General features: G+C 66.9%; 19 protein-coding genes. 9 read left to right on the forward strand and 10 right to left on the reverse strand.

All coding sequences use genetic code 11. The features are described 5' to 3' along the window. Positions 1–136: 136 nt before the first annotated feature. The 4 genes from VKF82_00940 to VKF82_00955 all read left to right on the forward strand — a co-directional run bounded on the left by VKF82_00940 (position 137) and on the right by VKF82_00955 (position 3287). On the forward strand, positions 137–823 hold the full coding sequence (locus VKF82_00940; GenBank protein HME80620.1) for a sigma-70 family RNA polymerase sigma factor: 687 nt from the start codon (positions 137–139) through the stop codon (positions 821–823). Further along, positions 823–1503 carry an anti-sigma factor gene (locus VKF82_00945; GenBank protein HME80621.1) on the forward strand — a complete coding sequence of 227 codons (681 nt, stop codon included), beginning with the start codon at positions 823–825 and terminating at the stop codon, positions 1501–1503. Before VKF82_00940 ends, VKF82_00945 begins: the two co-directional genes overlap by 1 nt. Before the next feature lie 90 nt (positions 1504–1593). Continuing rightward, a complete protein-coding gene (locus VKF82_00950) occupies positions 1594–2865 on the forward strand; it encodes an SUMF1/EgtB/PvdO family nonheme iron enzyme (protein ID HME80622.1) in 1272 nt (423 codons plus the stop codon). Positions 2866–2993: 128 nt separating this feature from the next. Further along, positions 2994–3287: a hypothetical protein gene (locus VKF82_00955; GenBank protein HME80623.1), complete on the forward strand. Its 294-nt coding sequence runs from the start codon at positions 2994–2996 to the stop codon at positions 3285–3287. Positions 3288–3293: 6 nt separating this feature from the next. Here VKF82_00955 and VKF82_00960 read toward each other — a convergent pair whose 3' ends face one another. The 6 genes from VKF82_00960 to VKF82_00985 all read right to left on the reverse strand — a co-directional run bounded on the left by VKF82_00960 (position 3294) and on the right by VKF82_00985 (position 9905). Beyond that, entirely contained in the window at positions 3294–4526 is a 1233-nt protein-coding gene (locus VKF82_00960; protein HME80624.1) for a beta-ketoacyl-[acyl-carrier-protein] synthase family protein, read from the reverse strand. Next, positions 4523–4972, reverse strand: coding sequence for an SRPBCC family protein (locus VKF82_00965; GenBank protein HME80625.1), 450 nt, complete (start codon positions 4970–4972; stop codon positions 4523–4525). The genes VKF82_00960 and VKF82_00965 overlap by 4 nt, the downstream gene beginning before the upstream one ends. Continuing rightward, positions 4969–6126, reverse strand: a complete 1158-nt coding sequence (locus VKF82_00970) for an FAD-dependent oxidoreductase (GenBank protein HME80626.1) — start codon at positions 6124–6126, stop codon at positions 4969–4971. The genes VKF82_00965 and VKF82_00970 overlap by 4 nt, the downstream gene beginning before the upstream one ends. An 8-nt stretch (positions 6127–6134) precedes the next feature. After that, on the reverse strand, positions 6135–6644 hold the full coding sequence (locus VKF82_00975; GenBank protein ID HME80627.1) for a hypothetical protein: 510 nt from the start codon (positions 6642–6644) through the stop codon (positions 6135–6137). Positions 6645–6654: 10 nt separating this feature from the next. Then, positions 6655–8223, reverse strand: coding sequence for an L-glutamate gamma-semialdehyde dehydrogenase (pruA, locus tag VKF82_00980; GenBank protein HME80628.1), 1569 nt, complete (start codon positions 8221–8223; stop codon positions 6655–6657). A gap of 74 nt (positions 8224–8297) precedes the next feature. Then, the gene (locus tag VKF82_00985; protein HME80629.1) at positions 8298–9905 is read right to left on the reverse strand and encodes a PLP-dependent aminotransferase family protein; all 1608 of its coding nucleotides are present in this window, start codon (positions 9903–9905) and stop codon (positions 8298–8300) included. Between the two features lie 326 nt (positions 9906–10231). Between VKF82_00985 and VKF82_00990 the strand changes: the two genes are divergently transcribed. From VKF82_00990 to moeB, 3 genes are all read left to right on the forward strand, one after another. Continuing rightward, on the forward strand, positions 10232–11080 hold the full coding sequence (locus VKF82_00990; GenBank protein HME80630.1) for a sulfurtransferase: 849 nt from the start codon (positions 10232–10234) through the stop codon (positions 11078–11080). Between the two features lie 72 nt (positions 11081–11152). Continuing rightward, on the forward strand, positions 11153–11836 hold the full coding sequence (locus VKF82_00995; GenBank protein ID HME80631.1) for an MIP family channel protein: 684 nt from the start codon (positions 11153–11155) through the stop codon (positions 11834–11836). Positions 11837–11909: 73 nt separating this feature from the next. Continuing rightward, the gene (gene moeB, locus VKF82_01000) at positions 11910–13067 is read left to right on the forward strand and encodes a molybdopterin-synthase adenylyltransferase MoeB (protein ID HME80632.1); all 1158 of its coding nucleotides are present in this window, start codon (positions 11910–11912) and stop codon (positions 13065–13067) included. Position 13068: 1 nt separating this feature from the next. Here moeB and VKF82_01005 read toward each other — a convergent pair whose 3' ends face one another. From VKF82_01005 to VKF82_01020, 4 genes are read right to left on the reverse strand one after another with little or no spacing between them, the layout of a single operon-like run. Next, the gene (locus VKF82_01005) at positions 13069–13740 is read right to left on the reverse strand and encodes an LUD domain-containing protein (GenBank protein HME80633.1); all 672 of its coding nucleotides are present in this window, start codon (positions 13738–13740) and stop codon (positions 13069–13071) included. Next, the gene (locus VKF82_01010) at positions 13737–14141 is read right to left on the reverse strand and encodes a hypothetical protein (protein HME80634.1); all 405 of its coding nucleotides are present in this window, start codon (positions 14139–14141) and stop codon (positions 13737–13739) included. Before VKF82_01010 ends, VKF82_01005 begins: the two co-directional genes overlap by 4 nt. Next, entirely contained in the window at positions 14138–15505 is a 1368-nt protein-coding gene (locus VKF82_01015) for a lactate utilization protein B (GenBank protein HME80635.1), read from the reverse strand. The genes VKF82_01010 and VKF82_01015 overlap by 4 nt, the downstream gene beginning before the upstream one ends. Continuing rightward, a complete protein-coding gene (locus VKF82_01020; GenBank protein HME80636.1) occupies positions 15502–16245 on the reverse strand; it encodes a (Fe-S)-binding protein in 744 nt (247 codons plus the stop codon). Before VKF82_01020 ends, VKF82_01015 begins: the two co-directional genes overlap by 4 nt. 24 nt (positions 16246–16269) lie before the next feature. Between VKF82_01020 and fadH the strand changes: the two genes are divergently transcribed. Together fadH and VKF82_01030 are read left to right on the forward strand one after the other, a co-directional pair. Further along, entirely contained in the window at positions 16270–17106 is an 837-nt protein-coding gene (gene fadH / locus VKF82_01025; GenBank protein HME80637.1) for a 2,4-dienoyl-CoA reductase, read from the forward strand. Between the two features lie 73 nt (positions 17107–17179). After that, complete coding sequence (locus VKF82_01030; GenBank protein ID HME80638.1) at positions 17180–17797, forward strand: hypothetical protein; 618 nt, start codon at positions 17180–17182, stop codon at positions 17795–17797. Positions 17798–17810 lie beyond the last annotated feature (13 nt).

Here is a 17810-nt window from a genome sequence, read left to right on the forward strand (position 1 = left end):
TGCGCGTTGTACAGTATGAGCGCTCCGGCGAGCGCCGCGATGGCCGCGCCGCCGGCTATGGGCAGCATCCTTGCGTTCATTGGTCGCCTCCCTGGTGGCAAGTGACACCCGCATAACGGGCCGCGATGAATGTCGGATGAGAGGTGCTGACAGCTGCCATCCGCGCACTGGCTCGCGCCGTTCCATAGAGGACATGTGCACGCTCGGGCTGGCGCAACGACCCACGCTGATCGGAACCTGGCACACACCGGGAGATGCGCCGCGCGCGCTCGAACCGCGCCGCTACATGAGCGATGACGCCGCGCTGATCGAGCGCGTGAGCCGTGGCGACGGAGATGCGTTTGCGCAGCTCTACGACCGCCACGCGGCGCTGGTCTTCGGCGTGGCGCGGCGCATCCTCGGCAACCCGACTCAGGCCGAGGATGTCGCCCAATCCGTGTTCCTCCAGGTCTGGTCGCGGCCGGCCTCGTTCCAAGGCGGCAACTTCTCGGCGTGGGTGGCGACCGTGGCGCGCAACGCCTCGATCGATATCTTGCGCAGCGCCGCCGTGCGCACGCGCGAGCCTGAGATGCCGGTGGACCTGCCCTCCGATGTCGATCTCGATGACGAAGTGTTCGGACGAGTGCGCGCGTCCGCGGTCAACAGCGCGCTCGCGTCGCTGCCGACGGATCAGCGCGAGGCGATCGAACGCGCGTATTTCGAAGGGCTGTCATACCGCGAGGTCGCCGAGAAACTCGGCGAACCGCTGGGCACCATCAAGAGCCGCATCCGCGCCGGGTTGCGCCGCTTGATGGATGCGCTCGGCGAGGTGCAGACGACGTGATGGACGAGCGCGATCAGCAGATGCAAGAACTCATCGAGCTCTATGCCCTGGGCGGCTTAGAGCCGGAAGAGCGCGCGTTGGTGGAAGCTTATCTAAAGAAGGAAGGCAGCGCGCAGGTGCTCGCCCGCGGGCGGCTGGCCGCATATGCGTTGTCCGTCAGCGTCGAGCAGCAGCCGCCAGCGGCGCTGCGCGAGCGCATCCTGTCGGCCGCGGCGGCGGCGGCACGCAAGGCCCCCGCGACCGTGACACCGCTTCGACCGGCGTTTTGGATGCAGCCCGGTTGGCTCGCCGCGGCGGCAGCGGTCGTCATCGTCGTGTTCGCCGCGACGTGGGCGTTCGAATCGGGCATGTTCGGCGGACGCAGCTGGGCGGTGGGGTGTACGACGACTGCGACGCCGTGCACGGTCAACGGTCGCGTGGTCGCGGCCGGCGGCGCGTTGCGGCTTGAGACGCATGGTCTGCAGCCGCTGCCTGCGGGTAAAGTATATCAAGCGTGGTACATCCGCGCCGGCGCCAAGCCGACGCCCGCGCCGACGTTCAATCCCGACGCACATGGCGATGCGACGGTCGTGCTTCCGGTCGGTGCCGAAAAAGGTTTGACGGTCGCGGTGACGATCGAACCCCCCGGCGGGTCAACGGCGCCGACGACCAAGCCGATACTGGTGGCGTCCATCAATTAGCGGCCCGCGGTCCGCAGGGTAATCGAGCGCCGCCCAGCAAGCCAGCGCTCCGAAATCGAGCGCGGGGCGGGGATTGGGAGACACCACATCATGGCGATCACATTAGCGAAGACGGGCCGGTCGAATTTCGCGGACTGGTATGTCGAGAATCGGCGCCGTTCGGCGTCGCTCTTCGACATGGTGTCGCCGGAGGCGTACGCGAGCCGTCCGATCCCGCTGCGCCATCCCGTCCGCTTCTACGAAGGCCATCTGCCGGCGTTCAGCTTCATCACGCTTGCCAAAGATGCGGTCGGCGAACCGAGCATTGACGAGCCGATGGAGCGGCTCTTTTATCGCGGCATCGACCCGTCGACCGCCGATGCCGCAAAACAGAGCGCGCCGCAGCAGTGGCCGGAACGAGCTGCAGTGCAAGCGCTGGCGCAGCGCTGGGATGCGGCGGTGTTGCAGATCCTGGCCAAGGCCGATGCCGACCCCGTGGTGGTGACGCCGCGCGTCAAAGAAGCGATCTACACGATCCTCGAGCACGAGCCGATGCATCACGAGACGCTCTTGTACATGCTGCACCGCTTGCCGTTGGCAGAGAAACGCCGCCCGCACGACGTCCTGGCGCCGATTCCCGGCGGCAAACCCCCTGCGCAGGCGCGCCTGCGCGTGCCCGCTGGGCGTGCGACGTTGGGCGCATCGCCCGAACAAGCCGAATTCGGCTGGGATAACGAGTTCCGAGAGACCGTCGTCGACGTGCCGGCCTTTGAGATCGACAAGCACAGCGTGACCAACGCCGACTACCTCGAGTTCGTCGAAAAGGGCGGCGGCGCGATTCCGCCGTTTTGGATCCAGCGCGACGGCAGGTGGATGCAGACGACGATGTTCTCGGAGCTCCCGCTGCCGCCCGCATGGCCGGTCTACGTGTCGCAAGAGCAGGCCAGCGCGTATGCCCGTTGGCGCGGCGCGCGTCTGATGACCGAGCCCGAATTCCATCGCGCGGCCTACGGCACGCCCGAGGGCACTGAGCGCAGCCAGCCTTGGGGCGATGAGGCGCCGTCATCGAAACGCGGCAACTTCGGATTCGATCACTGGGATCCGGTCGCAGCCGGGTCCTATCCCGATGGCGCGAGCGCGTGGGGCGTCGAGGACCTGGTCGGGAACGGATGGGAGTGGACCTCGACGGTCTTCGCCCCGTTGCCCGGCTTCGAGCGCATGGTCTCCTATCCGGGCTACTCGGCGGACTTCTTCGATGGCGAGCACTATGTGATGAAAGGTGCGTCGCCGGTCACAGCGCGCGAGCTCGTCCGGCGCAGCTTGCGGAATTGGTTCCGGCCGAACTATCCGTACGTCTACGCGAAGTTCCGCCTGACCTATTGACCTCTGCGCTGCGCGTCACGCACGGGCGAGCGTGACGTGCGTTCAAGTTGACGCAGCTTTCCGCTCTGCGACAATACCCCCGGGGATTTTGGCCGACCGGCCGATATACGGTTCATGGGGGTACGCACATGAACGACATCAACGACACATGGCCGTACGAAAGCGCGAGAGCCGACCTGATCGCCGAGGTCCGCAAGCATAGGGCAAGCCCGGCGGTTCTACAGTTCTGCATCGACGCGTGCAGGCGGCACCTGACCGAGAATACGATAAGCCGCGCCGCAGAGCGCGGCGACGATCCCAATTGGGTGATGAACAAGGCGATCGTCGAAACTATCTTGGAGCTCGAGAACGAATTCAGTTCGAGTCACGACGGCGCGCTGCAGCAAGCGCTCAAGATCATCCGAGACATCAGCGCGAAGTAGCCGGCGTCACGCCGCCTTGAAGACGAGCGCGGCGTTGAGCCCGCCGAATCCGAAGCTGTTCGAGAGCACCACTTTTTGCCGCAGCGGCATCGGCACCGCCGGCGAATAACGCAGGTCGCATCCGTCTGCCGGCGTCTCCAGATTGACGGTCGGCACCACGACGCTCTCGCGCAGTCCGAGCGCGCACAGCGCAGCCTCGACCGAGCCGGTCGCCCCAAGCGCGTGGCCCATCATCCCCTTGATGCCAGACACGATCACGCGGTCGGCCGCATCGCCGAACACCTCGCGGATCGCGCGGCTTTCGGTTGGATCGTTGAGCGGCGTCGACGAACCGTGCGCGTTGATGTGGTCGACGTCGCTGGGTCGCACCGCCGCGTCGGCCAGCGCGAGCTGCATGGCGCGTTTGGCTTCGCGCCCATCTTCGCGAGGCGCCGCCATGTGCTGGCCGTCGTTGGTCAGGGCATAGCCGCACAGCTCTGCGTACGGCGTCGCACCGCGCGCGACGACGTCTTCCTCGCGTTCGAGCAGCATCAGGCACGCCGCTTCAGCCATCACGAAGCCGTCGCGCTGCGCGTCGAACGGCCGGCTAGCGCTTGAGGGATCGCCGTTGCGCTGCGACATCGACTTGATCACGTCGAACGCGCCGAAGATGAGCGGGGTGAGCGGTACCTCGACGCCGCCGGCCAGCGCGCGGCGCGCGTAGCCGGAGCGCACCGCGCGAAACGCCTCGCCGAGCGCGACGGCGCCCGCCGCGCACGAGTTCGAGTTCGAGACCGTCGGCCCATGGATGCCGAACTGGATCGCGATGTTGCAGCAGGCCGCCGCAGGGAACACCGACAGCGCAAGCATCGGATGCACCGCCTTGATGCCGCGTTCGATGAAGTTGCGGTTCTGCGCCTCGCCGTACGCGGCGCCGCCAAGCGCGCTTCCGACCCACACGCCGAAGTCGCCGTCATCGCCATTGGGCTCGAAGCGCGCATCTTCGAACGCGAGCCGTGCGGCGGCCAACGAGAACTGCGCGAAACGTTCGGAGCGCGCCAGCGCGCGGCGCTCGAGAAATGCGGCCGGATCGAAGTCCTCGACCTGGCCCGCGACTTTGGAACGGAACGGTGCGGGATCGAAACGATCGAGACTGCGCACGCCGCGTTTGCCCTCAAGCGCGCCGCGCCACAAGCTTTCGCGTCCGATGCCGATCGGCGTGATGGCGCCGATACCGGTGATGTAGACCCTGTTATTCACGTCGTCGCCTCTGCTAGCTCTTTCATGCGTGCGAGCGTCTGGCCCGCGATGCTTTGGATGAAGAAATCCCCGATGATGCGCTTGCCGATCCACGGGCCGAACACCGGAATGCGTTTGAAATCGAGCTCGTGGATGATGCTGACCCGCGTGCCGCCCTGGATCGGCGCGAACGTCCACGCGACCTCCATTCCGGCAGTCCAGCCTGAAAGGTGCGTGAATTCGATGCGCGGCGTGCTCGGATCAAGGCGCTGCTCGGTCTCCCAGCGCACGGGGATCCAACCGCGCCTCGCCGCCATGACCGCGATCCGCTCGCGCGGCGTCTCACGCGTGACGGTCACGTAGCGGTAGTGCGGCAGCAGTGCCGGCCAGCGGCCGATGTCCTGTGCGAGCTCGTAGATGCGCTGCGGCGGAGCGGCGATGTCGATGCTGCGCAGCGCATGCATCATGCGATGAGATCCCACACCAGCGCGAGCCTGCGGCTATCCGGGACCGAACCGGCCACGACTTCGAGCAACTGGTCGGCAAGCTCCGGCCGACGCGCGAGCTTGCGCGCCGCGCGTCCGCGCAGCCAGCGCACGCGAAGCAGCGAGTCCACGGCGCGCGCGATGATGCGCGTCCGGCGCACCGCGGCTGCGCGCACGGAGACGTAGCGCTGGGCCGTGACGCGCCAATCCCCACCCATCGCAAGCGCCGTCGCCGCATCGGCGGACGCTTCGGACAACTCGAGCGCGAGCGCGATGCCCTGGCCCAGGAATGGATCGAAGAGCTCGGCCGCATCGCCGGCGAGCACGATGCGCCGTGCTATCTGCGTGCTCGCGCGATACGCGAGCGGACCAACCGCGACCCGCCGCTGCAGCGCGTCGAGCCGTAAGCCGCAGCGTCCGTCGCTCAGGCGGCGCGCCGCGGCGTCGGCTTGGTCGTCGCCGAGCGGCTCAGGAAGGACGAGCATGACGTTGGTCAATCCGCCGCCCAGCGGGTTGCGCGCGTAATAGCCGTCCTGGCCCACGAACATCTCGACCTCGTCGCTCTCGGACGGCGTTTCCAGATGGCCGCCCACCGCCCAGCGCCCACCGCGCCGCTGGCGGCCGGCCATGCGGGTGCGTTGTGCGACGGCCGACCACGCGCCGTCCGCGCCGACGAGCGCGCGGGCGGCGATATGGTGCATTTCGCCGGCGGCATCGCGGTAGCTCGCAATGATCCCGTCATCGTTCTCGATCGCCGTCACGTACGTTCCGAGCACCACGCGTGCACCGGCCTTCGAAGCCTCATCCGCAACTAGCGTGTCAAGATCGGATCGCGCGATCGCAAGGCCGCCCTGGCCGGGAAGCCGCATCAGTACCGGCGCGATGCCGAAGCCGGAGATGCGCAGCGACGCGAGCGCGTGAGCGCGAGCTCGAACGCACTCGAGCAGTCCTAGGGTTGCGAGGGACGCGAGCGTCGCCGGGCTGAGGTACTCTCCGCATACCTTGGTGCGCGGCATGCGCGAGCGTTCCATCAGAATCACGTCCGCGCCGCGGCGAGCCAGGCGCAGCGCGACGCTCGCACCGGCGGGGCCCGCACCCACCACGGCGACGTCGCACCGCAACTCCGTCGGTGCCATATGCGCCCCTAGCCCGCTACTCGTCGCGCCTCGTTTCGTACTGAGCGCGCCGGCATCATCATCGCGATGTAGCCGGCTCCCCAGAAGACCAGCGCGAGCAGCATCGCGCCGCCTGCCGTCGCTCCCAGCACGACGCTATCGACCGACCCGACGGTGTGGATCTGATACGGATTCCACTCGCTGCCGTCGCCCGTCGCGGTGTCGATGACGGCCACGACCCGGTACGCGCGCAGATCGGAGAGCGCCGGCGCGACATGGACGGAGGCGGCTTGAGCATGTGTGCCCACCGGCTCACCGAACTCATACGGCGGCAGGCCATTGCCGTTGGAGATGAACGGCTGAGCGAGGTAATAGCCGCTCACCAGCGCGTAGCCGCGGTGCGGTGCGTCCGCGCCGGCGATCGACACGATCGAGCGCGGCCACGGCGCAAACCCGGCGAGAGCGAGCGCCGCATACGCCGCTATCAGCACCACCGCGATGGCGGCAGCCACGCGAAGGCGCGCGGTTACCGGCGCCATCTGCGCTCCATCAGCCAACTTTTTCGCTCACGCTCTTCGCCTGCAGGAAGAGCAGCAGATAGTCGGGTCCGCCGGCTTTGGAGTCGGTCCCGGACATATTGAAGCCGCCGAAAGGATGCGCGCCGACCATCGCGCCCGTGCACTTGCGGTTGAAATAGAGGTTGCCGACGTGGAACTCATCGCGTGCGCGCTCGAGCTTCGACTGATCCTTCGAATAGACCGCGCCGGTGAGGCCGAACTCCGTGTTGTTCGCGATGCGCAGCGCGTCGTCGTAATCCACGGCCTTGATGACCGCGAGCACGGGACCGAAGATCTCCTCTTGCGCGATCTTCGCGTCCGGTTTGACGTCGGCGATGACGGTGGGCTGCACGAAGTATCCGTCGCCCGGCGCGCGTCCTCCGCCGGCGACCAGCCTGCCTTCTTTCTTGCCTTCCTCTATATACGCTTCGATCTTCTTGCGCGAGCCTTCGTTGACGACCGGACCCATGTAGTTGGCCGGGTCTGCGGGATCGCCGACCGCGATCGACCCGACGCGTTGCGTCAGCCGCTTGACGAACTCGTCGTACACCGGCGCCTCGACGATCGCGCGCGAGCACGCTGAGCATTTCTGGCCCTGGAAACCGAACGCCGAAACGGCGACACCCTCGACCGCGGCGTCCAGATCGGCATCGGCGGCCACCACGATCGAATCCTTGCCGCCCATCTCGGCGACCACGCGCTTGATCCAGATCTGGCCCGGATGAGGCGACGCCGCGAGCTGGTTGACGCGAAGCCCGACCTCTTTGCTGCCGGTGAACGAGATGAAGCGCACCCGCGGATGCTCGACGAGCAGATCGCCGATCTCCGAGCCCGACCCGGTGAGCAGATTGACGACGCCTGGCGGCATGCCGGCCTGTTCCAGCAGCTCGACGAACTTGTACGCGATGACCGGCGAATCGCTCGAGGGCTTGAGCACGACGGTGTTGCCGGTCACGACCGCGGCCGACGTCATGCCGGCCATAATCGCGAACGCGAAATTCCACGGCGGGATGACCACGCCGACGCCCAGCGGGATGTACATCATCGCGTTTTTCTCGCCTGGCACCGGCGTCACTGGGTGCGGTCCGGCGAGGCGCAGCATCTCGCGCGCGTAGTACTCGAGGAAATCGATGCCTTCGGCGACGTCGCCGTCGGCCTCGGGCCAGCTCTTGCCGACCTCCGCCACGAGCAGCGCGTCCAACTCGAAGCGGCGGCGGCGCACCCGCTCGGCGGCCTTGAAGAGCAGCTCAGCGCGTTCTTGCGCCGGCGTCTTGGACCACGTCAGGAACGCCTGTTCCGCTGCGGCGACGGCCTCGCGCGCCTGCGCCTGCGTCGCCTTTTGCAGCTTGCCGATGATCTCGCTGGGCTTGGCGGGATTGCGCGAGTCGAAGGTGCCGGATCCCCGCACGCGCTGCCCATTGATGATGAGATCGTAAGTCGTGCCGAACCCGGCGCGGACTGACGCAAGGGCCGCTTGCGCCCTCTGCCGGTTGGACGGATCCTTGAAATCGAGGATCGGTTCATTCTTGAATTCCGAGATGCGGTGCGCGACAGTCGCCATCAATGTCTCCATACTTGTGGTGCCCGAGCGCCGCTCGGGGAGGCCCCCGAGTTCGAGAATCCGCCCGCGCGCCCCTAGACCGCCGCGGCGGCCGTCGAGTCCATGTGTTCGCCGTGGTGGCGCTTGCGCGCCGATGCATACGCGCGCACGGCGCGCCCGAAACGCGCCATCGCTTCGCCGGCGTGTTCTTCAGGAAGTTTGCCGAACGACATGCGCAGCGTGTTGATCGCCGGCGCGGTCGGGTAGAACGGCTGGCCGGGCAAGAACACGACGCCTTCTTGCGCCGCGTAGCCGAACAGCTCCATCGCCGACCACTGCGGCGGCAGCTCGACCCAGACGTTGAGACCGCCGCGCGGCAACGCCGCGCGCGCGCCGTCGGGCAGCACGCGCAGCAGGGCTGCGTGCAGGGCGTCGCGCCGCCGGTGGTAGAGGAATCGCGTCGCGCGCAGGTGGCGCGCGGCGGCTTTCGATTCCAAGAAGCGCAGCAACGCGCGCTGCGCGACGGTCGTGGTGAATGAGTCGGCGCGCAGCTTGGCCGCGTAGAGCGCGTTGAGCGCGGCGCCCTTGGCCGCGATGTAACCGATGCGCAAGCTGGGCATGAGGAGCTTGCTCATGCTCTCGATGACGACGACCCGCTCGTCTCCGTCGGACGCGATCAGCGGCGGCGGAGCCTCCGCATCGTACGAGAGCGGCCAACACGTCTGGTCCTCGACGATCGTGACTTGGCCCTGGCGCGCGACCTCGAGGATCTTGCGATGGCGCGCGCGAGCGGAATAGGAGCCCGTCGGATTCTGCGCCGCCGTGTTGATGTACGCGACGCGAGGGCCGGCGCGCCGGCATGCCTCGGCGAACGAGGCCGGGATCAGACCGTCTTCATCCGCCGCGAGATTGGTCCACGACACGCGGCGTTGGTCGAACACCTCGAGCGCGGAGAAATACGTCGGCGCTTCGGCAGCTGCGGCGCAGCCGTACTCGAGCAGCGTCTCGGCGACCAGGCTGAGCGCCTGCTGCGCGCCGCTCACGATCAAGATGTCGTCGGCGCCCACGTCGGCGCCGCGGGCGCGCAGCCGTTCGGCGAAGAACGCGCGCAGCGTCTCGTCGCCGCGATCGGCGCGATACTGATGGATCTCCGGCGGATCGTCGAGGAACGTGCGCGCATAGCACTGCGCGAAGTCGGCGACCGGATAGGTCTCGGGTGCGGTGTGGCCCGCCGAGATGGCGATCGCGCCCGGACGCACCGCCGAGCGCAGCAGCTGCATGGCCGCGACGCGGCGCGTTTCGGTCGCGTAGCGATGGATGCCCGGATCCCAGCGCCCGACCGATTGTGCGGGCAGCGGCACGCCGTCCGCCGGCGTCGCCGGCGCAGCGGGCTTGCGATCGAAGCGCATCGGTTCGAGCGGATCGAAGGACACAAAAGTGCCGCGCCCGGTGCGCGATTCCACCAACCCCTCGGCGGCGAGGACCTCGTACGCCTGGCTGGCGGTCACCAGCGCGATGCCGTGCGACCTCGCCATCTCGCGCTGCGGCGGAAGCTTGTCGCCCTTGCCCAGCACGCCGTCGCGGATCTGCGCGGCAATGCCCTCGGCGAGCTGCTGGTAGAGCGGCCGGCGGTCGCGGCCGGAGAAGCTGACGGGCTGCAGCGTCCCTTGGGCTGCGTCCTTATTGACACCATTACGTACCATAGCAATGGATGCAATTAGATAGTGACGCTGTGCGCCCTGCTCGAGCCGGCCGGAGAGGCGCTAGCGCTCGGTTTGGGGCGGATCGAACGGGATCGGCGGATCGCTGCCGGGGAGGGTCACGGTGTGCTTGCGCCGGCGAAGATCGGGAGAACCTGGCTTGGCCATCTCCATACCGGCAGCTTCGATCGGCATCTCTTTATCGTTGACGCGCCCTATATGGCGCAGATCTAACGAGAAATCAGAATCAGGGTCTTGATCCACCATCGTCGCCGGTAGTACGGGGCAGCCTCGCTGCCGCCCTGCCGCGCAAGAACCAGAGGAGTCTCATGGCAACCACCATCGCACCCACGCAAACCCTCGTCAGCACCGATTGGGCGCAATCCCATCTCGACGATCAGGGACTGCGCTTCGTCGAAATCGACGTCGACACGACCGAGTATGAGAAGGGCCATCTGCCGGGCGCCGTCGGCTTCAATTGGCAATCGCAGCTCAACGATCCGATCCGGCGCGACATCCCGTCCAAGGAAGAGTTCGAAGCGCTGCTGTCGTCCGCCGGCATCGGCAACGACACGACGGTCGTGCTCTACGGCGACAACAACAACTGGTTCGCCGCGTTCGCGCTCTGGCTGCTCAAGTATTACGGACACGACAAGGTCGTGCTGATCGACGGCGGACGCAAGAAGTGGGTGGCCGAGAACCGCCCGCTGACGACCGATGTTCCCTCGTATCCCACAACGTCGTACAAGATCGCCAAGGTCGACGAGAAACTTCGCGCCAAGCGCGACTTCGTGCTCGAGACCGTACGCACGCACGCGCGCAATCTCGTCGACGTCCGCTCCGCGCCTGAGTTCAAAGGCGAGATCATCGCGCCGCCCGGCATGACCGAGACCGCGCAACGCGCGGGCCACATACCGGGTGCAATCAACGTGCCATGGAGCCAGGCGGTCAACGAGGACGGCACGTTCAAGTCCCCCGACGAGCTGCGCGTGCTCTACACCAAAGCGGGGCTGGATCCGGGCAAGCCGACGATCGCATACTGCCGCATCGGCGAGCGCTCGTCGCACACGTGGTTCGTTCTGAAGTATCTCCTCGGACTAGACGACGTCATCAACTACGACGGATCGTGGACCGAATACGGCAATCTCATCGGCGTCCCGATCGAAAAGAACGTCTGAACGTAGGAAACCGCACACGACGTAAGTAAAGCGGCCGGGCATACGCTCGGCCTTTTTTCTTTTGGGGGTGCTATGAACCGTTACATCGCGGAATTCGTCGGGACGTTCGTGCTGATGTTCGTCGGCATCGGCACGGCGCTGTACGACGGCAAGACCATCGGCCACGTCGGCATCTCGCTGGCGTTCGGATTCACGCTGCTCGCCATGGTATACGCCATCGGATCGATCTCCGGCTGTCATATCAACCCGGCCGTCACGATCGGACTGTGCGTCGCCCGCAAGTTCGCGTGGTCCGACTCGCCGGGTTACATCATCGCCCAACTGGTGGGCGGCACGTGCGGCTGGGGCACGCTCGTGTTGGTCCTTTACGCCAGCGGCAAGTACGACTCGAGCATGGCGCAGGCGGTCGCCAACGGATTCGGCGACAACTCGGCGCTCGGCGTCGGGCTTATCGGCGCGTTCCTCGTCGAGATGATCGCGACGTTCGTACTCATGTTCACGATCTTGGGGTCGACTTCTGAGGGCGCGCCGGCCGGCTTCGCCGGCATCGCGATCGGCGTCGCGCTCGCGGTGGCGAACTTCGTCGCGATTCCGATCACCAACGCGTCGATCAACCCGGCGCGCAGCCTCGGCCCGGCGCTGTACGCGGGCGGCGAGTATCTCAGCCAATTATGGCTGTTCTTCGCCGCGCCGATCGTTGGCGCGATCCTGGCGGCGCTCATCTGGAACCTGGTCGGTAAGCGCACCGCAGCCTGACCTGCGGGCCGCTCCTCTAAGGGCGTACGCGGGGCGCGGGTTGACCGCGCCCCGTGTCGAATAGCCGGGTTCCATGGCAACGCAGACGTCCACGTTCACCCCGCAAGAGCTCGCGCGCTACGGCCGCCACTTGATCCTGCCCGAGATCGGACAGGACGGCCAGCGCAAGCTCAAGGAAGCGCGCGTGCTGCTGGTCGGCGCAGGCGGTCTGGGATCGCCCGCGGCGCTCTATCTCGCGGCCGCCGGCGTCGGCACGCTCGGCATCGTCGACTACGATCGCGTGGAGCTTTCCAATCTTCATCGCCAGGTGCTGCACGGCACGAGCATGACCGGCCGCTCCAAGGTCGACTCCGCCGTGCGGACGATCGCGGAGATCAATCCGAACGTCGCCGTGGAAGGCCATGACGTCCAGATCGACAGCGGCAATGCGTTCGAGCTGCTGCGCTCGTACGACATCGTGGTCGACGGCAGCGACAACTTCGCGACGCGCTATCTGGTCAACGACGCGTGCGTGTTGTCGGGCAAACCGAGCGTCTACGGTTCTGTCTATCGCTTCGAGGGCCAAGCGTCGCTGTTCGATGCGCGCCTCGGTCCGTGTTATCGCTGCGTCTTCCCGGAGCCGCCGCCGCCCGGCGCGATGCCGTCGTGCGCCCAGGCCGGCGTGCTCGGCGTGCTGCCCGGCATCATCGGGCTGATCCAGGCCACCGAGACGATCAAGCTCATCTGCGGCGTGGGCGAATCGTTGCTCGGGCGGCTGCTGCTGTTCGACGCGCTTGAGATGCGTTTCCGGGAGCTCAAGCTGCGCAAAGATCCGAATTGCCCGGTGTGCGGCGAGCATCCGACGATCACCGCGCTCGTCGACTACGACAAGCTCTGCGGCGACGCGCCGATCGCGAGGAATGGGGACGTGGACGATTTCGAACTGACCGTCGCGCAGCTCAAGGCGAAGCTGGATGCGGGCGAGCGCATCGAGCTGCTCGACGTGCGCCGGCCCGACGAGTTGGCGGTCGCCGCGCTGCCATACACCAGATGGATCGAGATGCGCGAGCTCGGCGAGCGCATGGGCGAGCTCGACAAAGCTTCTCAGATCGTGGTCTATTGCCACTCGGGCATGCGCAGCGCGCGGGCGACGCACATGCTGCGTCAAGCCGGCTTCGAAAACGTGAAAAACCTCGCCGGCGGCATCGACGCGTGGAGCCTAGAGATCGATCCCACGCTGCCGCGATACTAGTTCACGCTTGCTGGATGCCAGCGATGAGGACGATCACCTCGGCGGGGCCGTGCGCGCCAAGCACGAGTACTTTTTCGATATCCGCGGAGCGGCTCGGACCGGTGATGATGACGCCCTCTCCGCGCGACTTGTCGCGCGCCGCGCCGTATATGTGCTTGAGCGCCTCGTCATCCATGTGCGGACGCAGCATTGAGACGTCCGCGATCGCGATGCACACGCGCGGAAGGTACGGCAGCAGCCGCTCGCCGCGATTCTTGAAGATCGCGATGATCGAGCCGGTGTCGGCGAGCAACGCATCGGCCTCGATGATGCCGCAGTCGGCGGCCTCGATGCGCTCGCTCGAGGCGCCCGCCGCCTGGAAGAAGCGATCGCCGGCGACGTGCGCGAGCGCCGCGCTCACCCTGGTCGAATTCTGCACCGCCGCCGTGTTGAACCCGCGCTGGCTCAGCAGCAGCCCGAGCGCGCGAGGCATGGCTTCAGGCGTTGCGACGAAGATCGTCTCGCCTTTGAGGGCTTCGAGCTCCTTGCGGAACGACTCGGCCATCGCGACTGGATCGGCTGGCTGTGCCGGAAACACGGGCGCGGGCGCCGGTAACTCGCGCGCGGGTTCACCCGACAAGGCGCTCTTGATCGCTCGCAAGATCGCGGCGCGCGCCGCCTCCCCGTCCGTCACGGCTGCATGATCCAGCGGCCGTCGGACTGCAGTTCGAAATAGTACGGGCGGCCCCCCAGGCTGTCTCCTGCGTCGGTTTTGGCCATCGCCGCCAAGCTGACGGTGTTGTACTCGGTGCCGACGACGTGCGATTTGTAGGACGCGAAGACGCGGCGCGCTTCCATCTGCAGGCTCGCCTCATCGTTCATCGGATGATCAGCCATGTAGTCGACCGAGAGGATGGTCTTGCGCACGTGGCTCACGTTGTCGAACGACTGACGCTGCTCGCGCAGGATGGTGACGCGCTCGCCTGATGGCAACGTGAGCACCCAGGGTGCCGGCGTGCGGGCGCATCCGGCAGCAAGCGCGCTCAGCGCCAGCGCTGCGACCGTCCCCACGGCGAGCGCGCCGGCGCGACTCATGATCGCTTGCTCCACCACTCCTTGAACGTCTCGGGCGCGAGCTGCGGCACGTCGCGGTGGCGCGCCCACGCTCCGAGGAGCCCTGGCTTCCATCCGATCTTCCCGAACGTATCGGCGCCGAAACGTGCGAATCGCGCCGCACGCTGATATGCCGCCAAGCTCGCCATGGCGTCGGCCCACAATTTGAACGCCACGCGTTCCGTGCCGGATCCGACGGCCCCGGCATCTACCGCTTTGGCACGCATGTGCACGAGTTGATGCGGCAGATCGATGTTGACCGGGCACTCCTCTTGGCACGCGCCGCACAGACTGGACGCGAACGGCAGCTCGCCCGCTTTGTCGAGGCCGATCATCTGCGGCGTCTCGATCGAGCCGATCGGTCCTGGATACACCCAGCCGTACGACCAGCCGCCGACGCGGCGATAGATCGGACAGACGTTCATGCACGCGCCGCAGCGGATGCAATACAGCGACTCGCGGGTCGCCGGATCTGCGAGCACGGCGGTCCTGCCCGCATCGATGATGATGCAATACCACGTGCGACCGTCCTCGGGGCCGAGGAAATGGTGCGTGTAGACCGACAGCTTCTGGCCGGTCGCCGCGCGCGCGAGCACGTGGAGGAACGGCGGCAAGTCCGCCAAGCGCGGGATGACTTTCTCGATGCCCATCAACGCGACGTACACCGGCGGCGCGGATGCGGATAGCGCTTGGTTGCCCTCGTTCTCGACCGTGACGATCGTGCCGGTCTCCGCGATCGCGAAATTCACGCCGGTCATGCCCAAGCCGGCTTCCAGGTAACGGCGGCGCAAGCGCGTGCGCGCGGCGGCGAGCAGCGCTTGTGGATCGTCGGTGTACTTGATTCCCAGTTTGTCGGCGAACAGCCGGCCGATGTCTTGGCGCGAAAGATGCAGGGCAGGGGCGATGATGTGCGACGGTTTTTGACCCGCCAACTGCACGATGTACTCGCCGAGATCGGTCTCGACCGCGTCGATGCCGGCGGCCTCCAAGCGGTCGTTGAGGTCAAGCTCCTCGGACACCATCGACTTGCCCTTGACCACCGAGCGTACGCCGTGGCGCCGGCATATATCAAGGAAGAGCGCCGCCGCCTCGTCGGCGCTGCGCGCCCATAGCACGCTGCCGCCGCGCGCGGCGAACTGCTTCTCGAATTCGACCAGCAGCCAATCGAGATTGGCGATCGCGTACTCTTTGATCGCGTGGACGCGCGCGCGCAGCTCCTGCCAGGGCACTTGCGTCTGTGCTGCGTGTTTGTCGGCGACGATGCGCTCCATCGTCTGCGGCAGACCCAGCGGACCGTGCGGGTGCGTGAGGTCGGCATGCACCGCGCGCTTGTCGTAGCGCGTCATGTCGCCGCTAACACTTGCGCGAGATGCAGCGTGCGGATCGTGCGCGTGGAGGGATCGCGCGCCAGCAATCCGCCGATCTGCATGAGGCAGCTCGAATCCCCGGAGACGAGCACCTCGGCACCGCTCGCGCGCACGTTCGCGCACTTCGCTTCGCCCATCGAGGCCGAGAGCTCGTCGAACTTGACGCTGAACAGACCGCCGAAGCCGCAGCATTCGTCCGGAGCACCCAGATCGACGAGGCGCGCGTCTTTGACGGCGCGCAACAAGCGCAGCGGCGCGTCTCCGACTTTGAGCTCGCGGCGCGCGTGGCAGCCGTCATGATAGACGATCGTGTGCGGGAAGCGCGCGCCGACGTCCACGACGCCGAGCGCATCCACCAAGAACGTCGACAGCTCGAACACGCGCGCGCCGACGCCGGCAAGCGCAGGATCGAGCGTCGGATAAAACACCCTGCACATCGCGCCGCACGAGCCGGACGGGACGACGATCCAGTCGTAGCCGTCGAAGACCTGCGCGAAACGGCGCGCGACCGCAAGCGCCTCGCCCTTGTGACCCGCGTTGAAGGCCGGCTGGCCGCAGCACGTCTGCTCGAGCGGATAGTCGAGCGGCACGCCAAGCCGAGCGAACAGCGCCACCATGGCGCGTCCGACGTCCGGGAAGATCAGATCGCCGTAGCACGGCAAGAAGAGCGCGACGCGCTCTCCGCTCGCGTATCTCCTCGGCGCGACTGCGGCGTCCATGCCCGCGCAGTTTTGGTGGGCGCCATGATTTCACCCGCTTTCGTCAAATGGCGGGTGATGCCCGACTTCACCGGCCAGACCATCATCATCACCGGCGGCGGCACCGGCTTGGGCCGCGCGATGGCGCAGCACCTCGCGGCGCTGGGCGGACGCATCATCGTGGCAGGGCGTCGCCCCGAACCGCTTGCGGAGACGGTCGCAGCGATCGCGGCGGCCGGCGGCGCGGCCGAAGCGATACCCACGGACGTGCGCGTGCCGGAGCAGGTGCAGGCGCTGGTGGACGGCGTCGTGGCTCGGCACGGCCGCGTCGACGGCCTCATCAACAACGCTGCCGGCAACTTCATCGTGCGCGCCGAAGATCTCTCGCCCAACGGCTGGAACGCGGTGATCAACATCGTACTGAACGGCACGTTTTATTGCTCGCGCGCGGCGGGCAAAGCGATGATCGCGAGCGGCAAAGGCGGCGCGATCCTCAACATCGTCGCCACCTATGCGTGGACCGGCGGACCGGGGACCATACACTCCGCCGCCGCCAAAGCCGGCGTCGTGTCGCTGACCCAGACGCTCGCCGTCGAGTGGGGCCGGTACGGCATCCGTACCAACGCGCTGTGCCCGGGCGTGGTCAATACCCCGGGTTCGGCGGAGAAGCTCTTCCCAACAGAAGCGATCCGCGCGCGCATCGCCGCTCGCGTGCCGTTGGGCCGGCTCGAGACGCCGGACGAAGTCGCGCGCGCCGCCGCTTTCTTGCTCTCGGACGATGCGTCGTATGTGAACGGCGCGGTGCTCGTCGCCGACGGCGGCATGTGGCTCGAGTCCGGTCTGCTCGCGGCGGCGAGCGAAGTGCCCCGATCCACGCAGTGACGAGGACTTATTGAGATTGATTATCAATAAGACCGGACTGAAATGACGAGCCGGCCGTGACGATATAATGGGTATGCGCGCACGCCCGGGCGACAACACGACGCGAAGCCTCATGCCCGTCTACCTCTGTCTGGTTGGTCTGGGCAGCATCGTCGCGCACATCGCCTCTGAGTTCTTCGCGATGGGCCCGGATGCCGACAGCATCGCGCTGTCGCCCAAACATTTGTATCTCGGCATCGCCGCGCTCGTCTGCGCTATCGTCGCGGTGCAGCAAGCCGTCGCATTGTGGCGCAGCTCCAGCAGCGGACGCGATCTCAAACGCCAGCTGCACGTCGGCCTCGAATCGCTGCCCTTCCGCGGCCGCGGCGCGTTTTACGCTTTCACCGCGGCGCTCCAGTTCGGCATCGGCCTGACGACCCAGATCGGCGAGGGCTGCCCGTTCTGCGGCCACGACATCGGCGCGGGCATCGCGGGAACCATTCTCACCGTTTTCCTCATGGCGCTCGCGGGGCGCGCCATCGGCCGGCGCCTGCCGACGATCGCAGCCGCGATCGCCGCCTTCTTCGTGCAGCCAAGTTCGCGTCCGCAGGCCTTGATCGCGACCCGCAACGTCGCCGTCCTCGGCTTGCCACGCTTCATCTGGTTCAGCCAGCTCTATAACCGCCCGCCTCCGTCCCTCTCGATAGCCTGACGGTCGAATAACC

This window comes from Candidatus Eremiobacteraceae bacterium (genome assembly GCA_035314825.1).
GTDB lineage: Bacteria > Vulcanimicrobiota > Vulcanimicrobiia > Eremiobacterales > Eremiobacteraceae > JAFAHD01.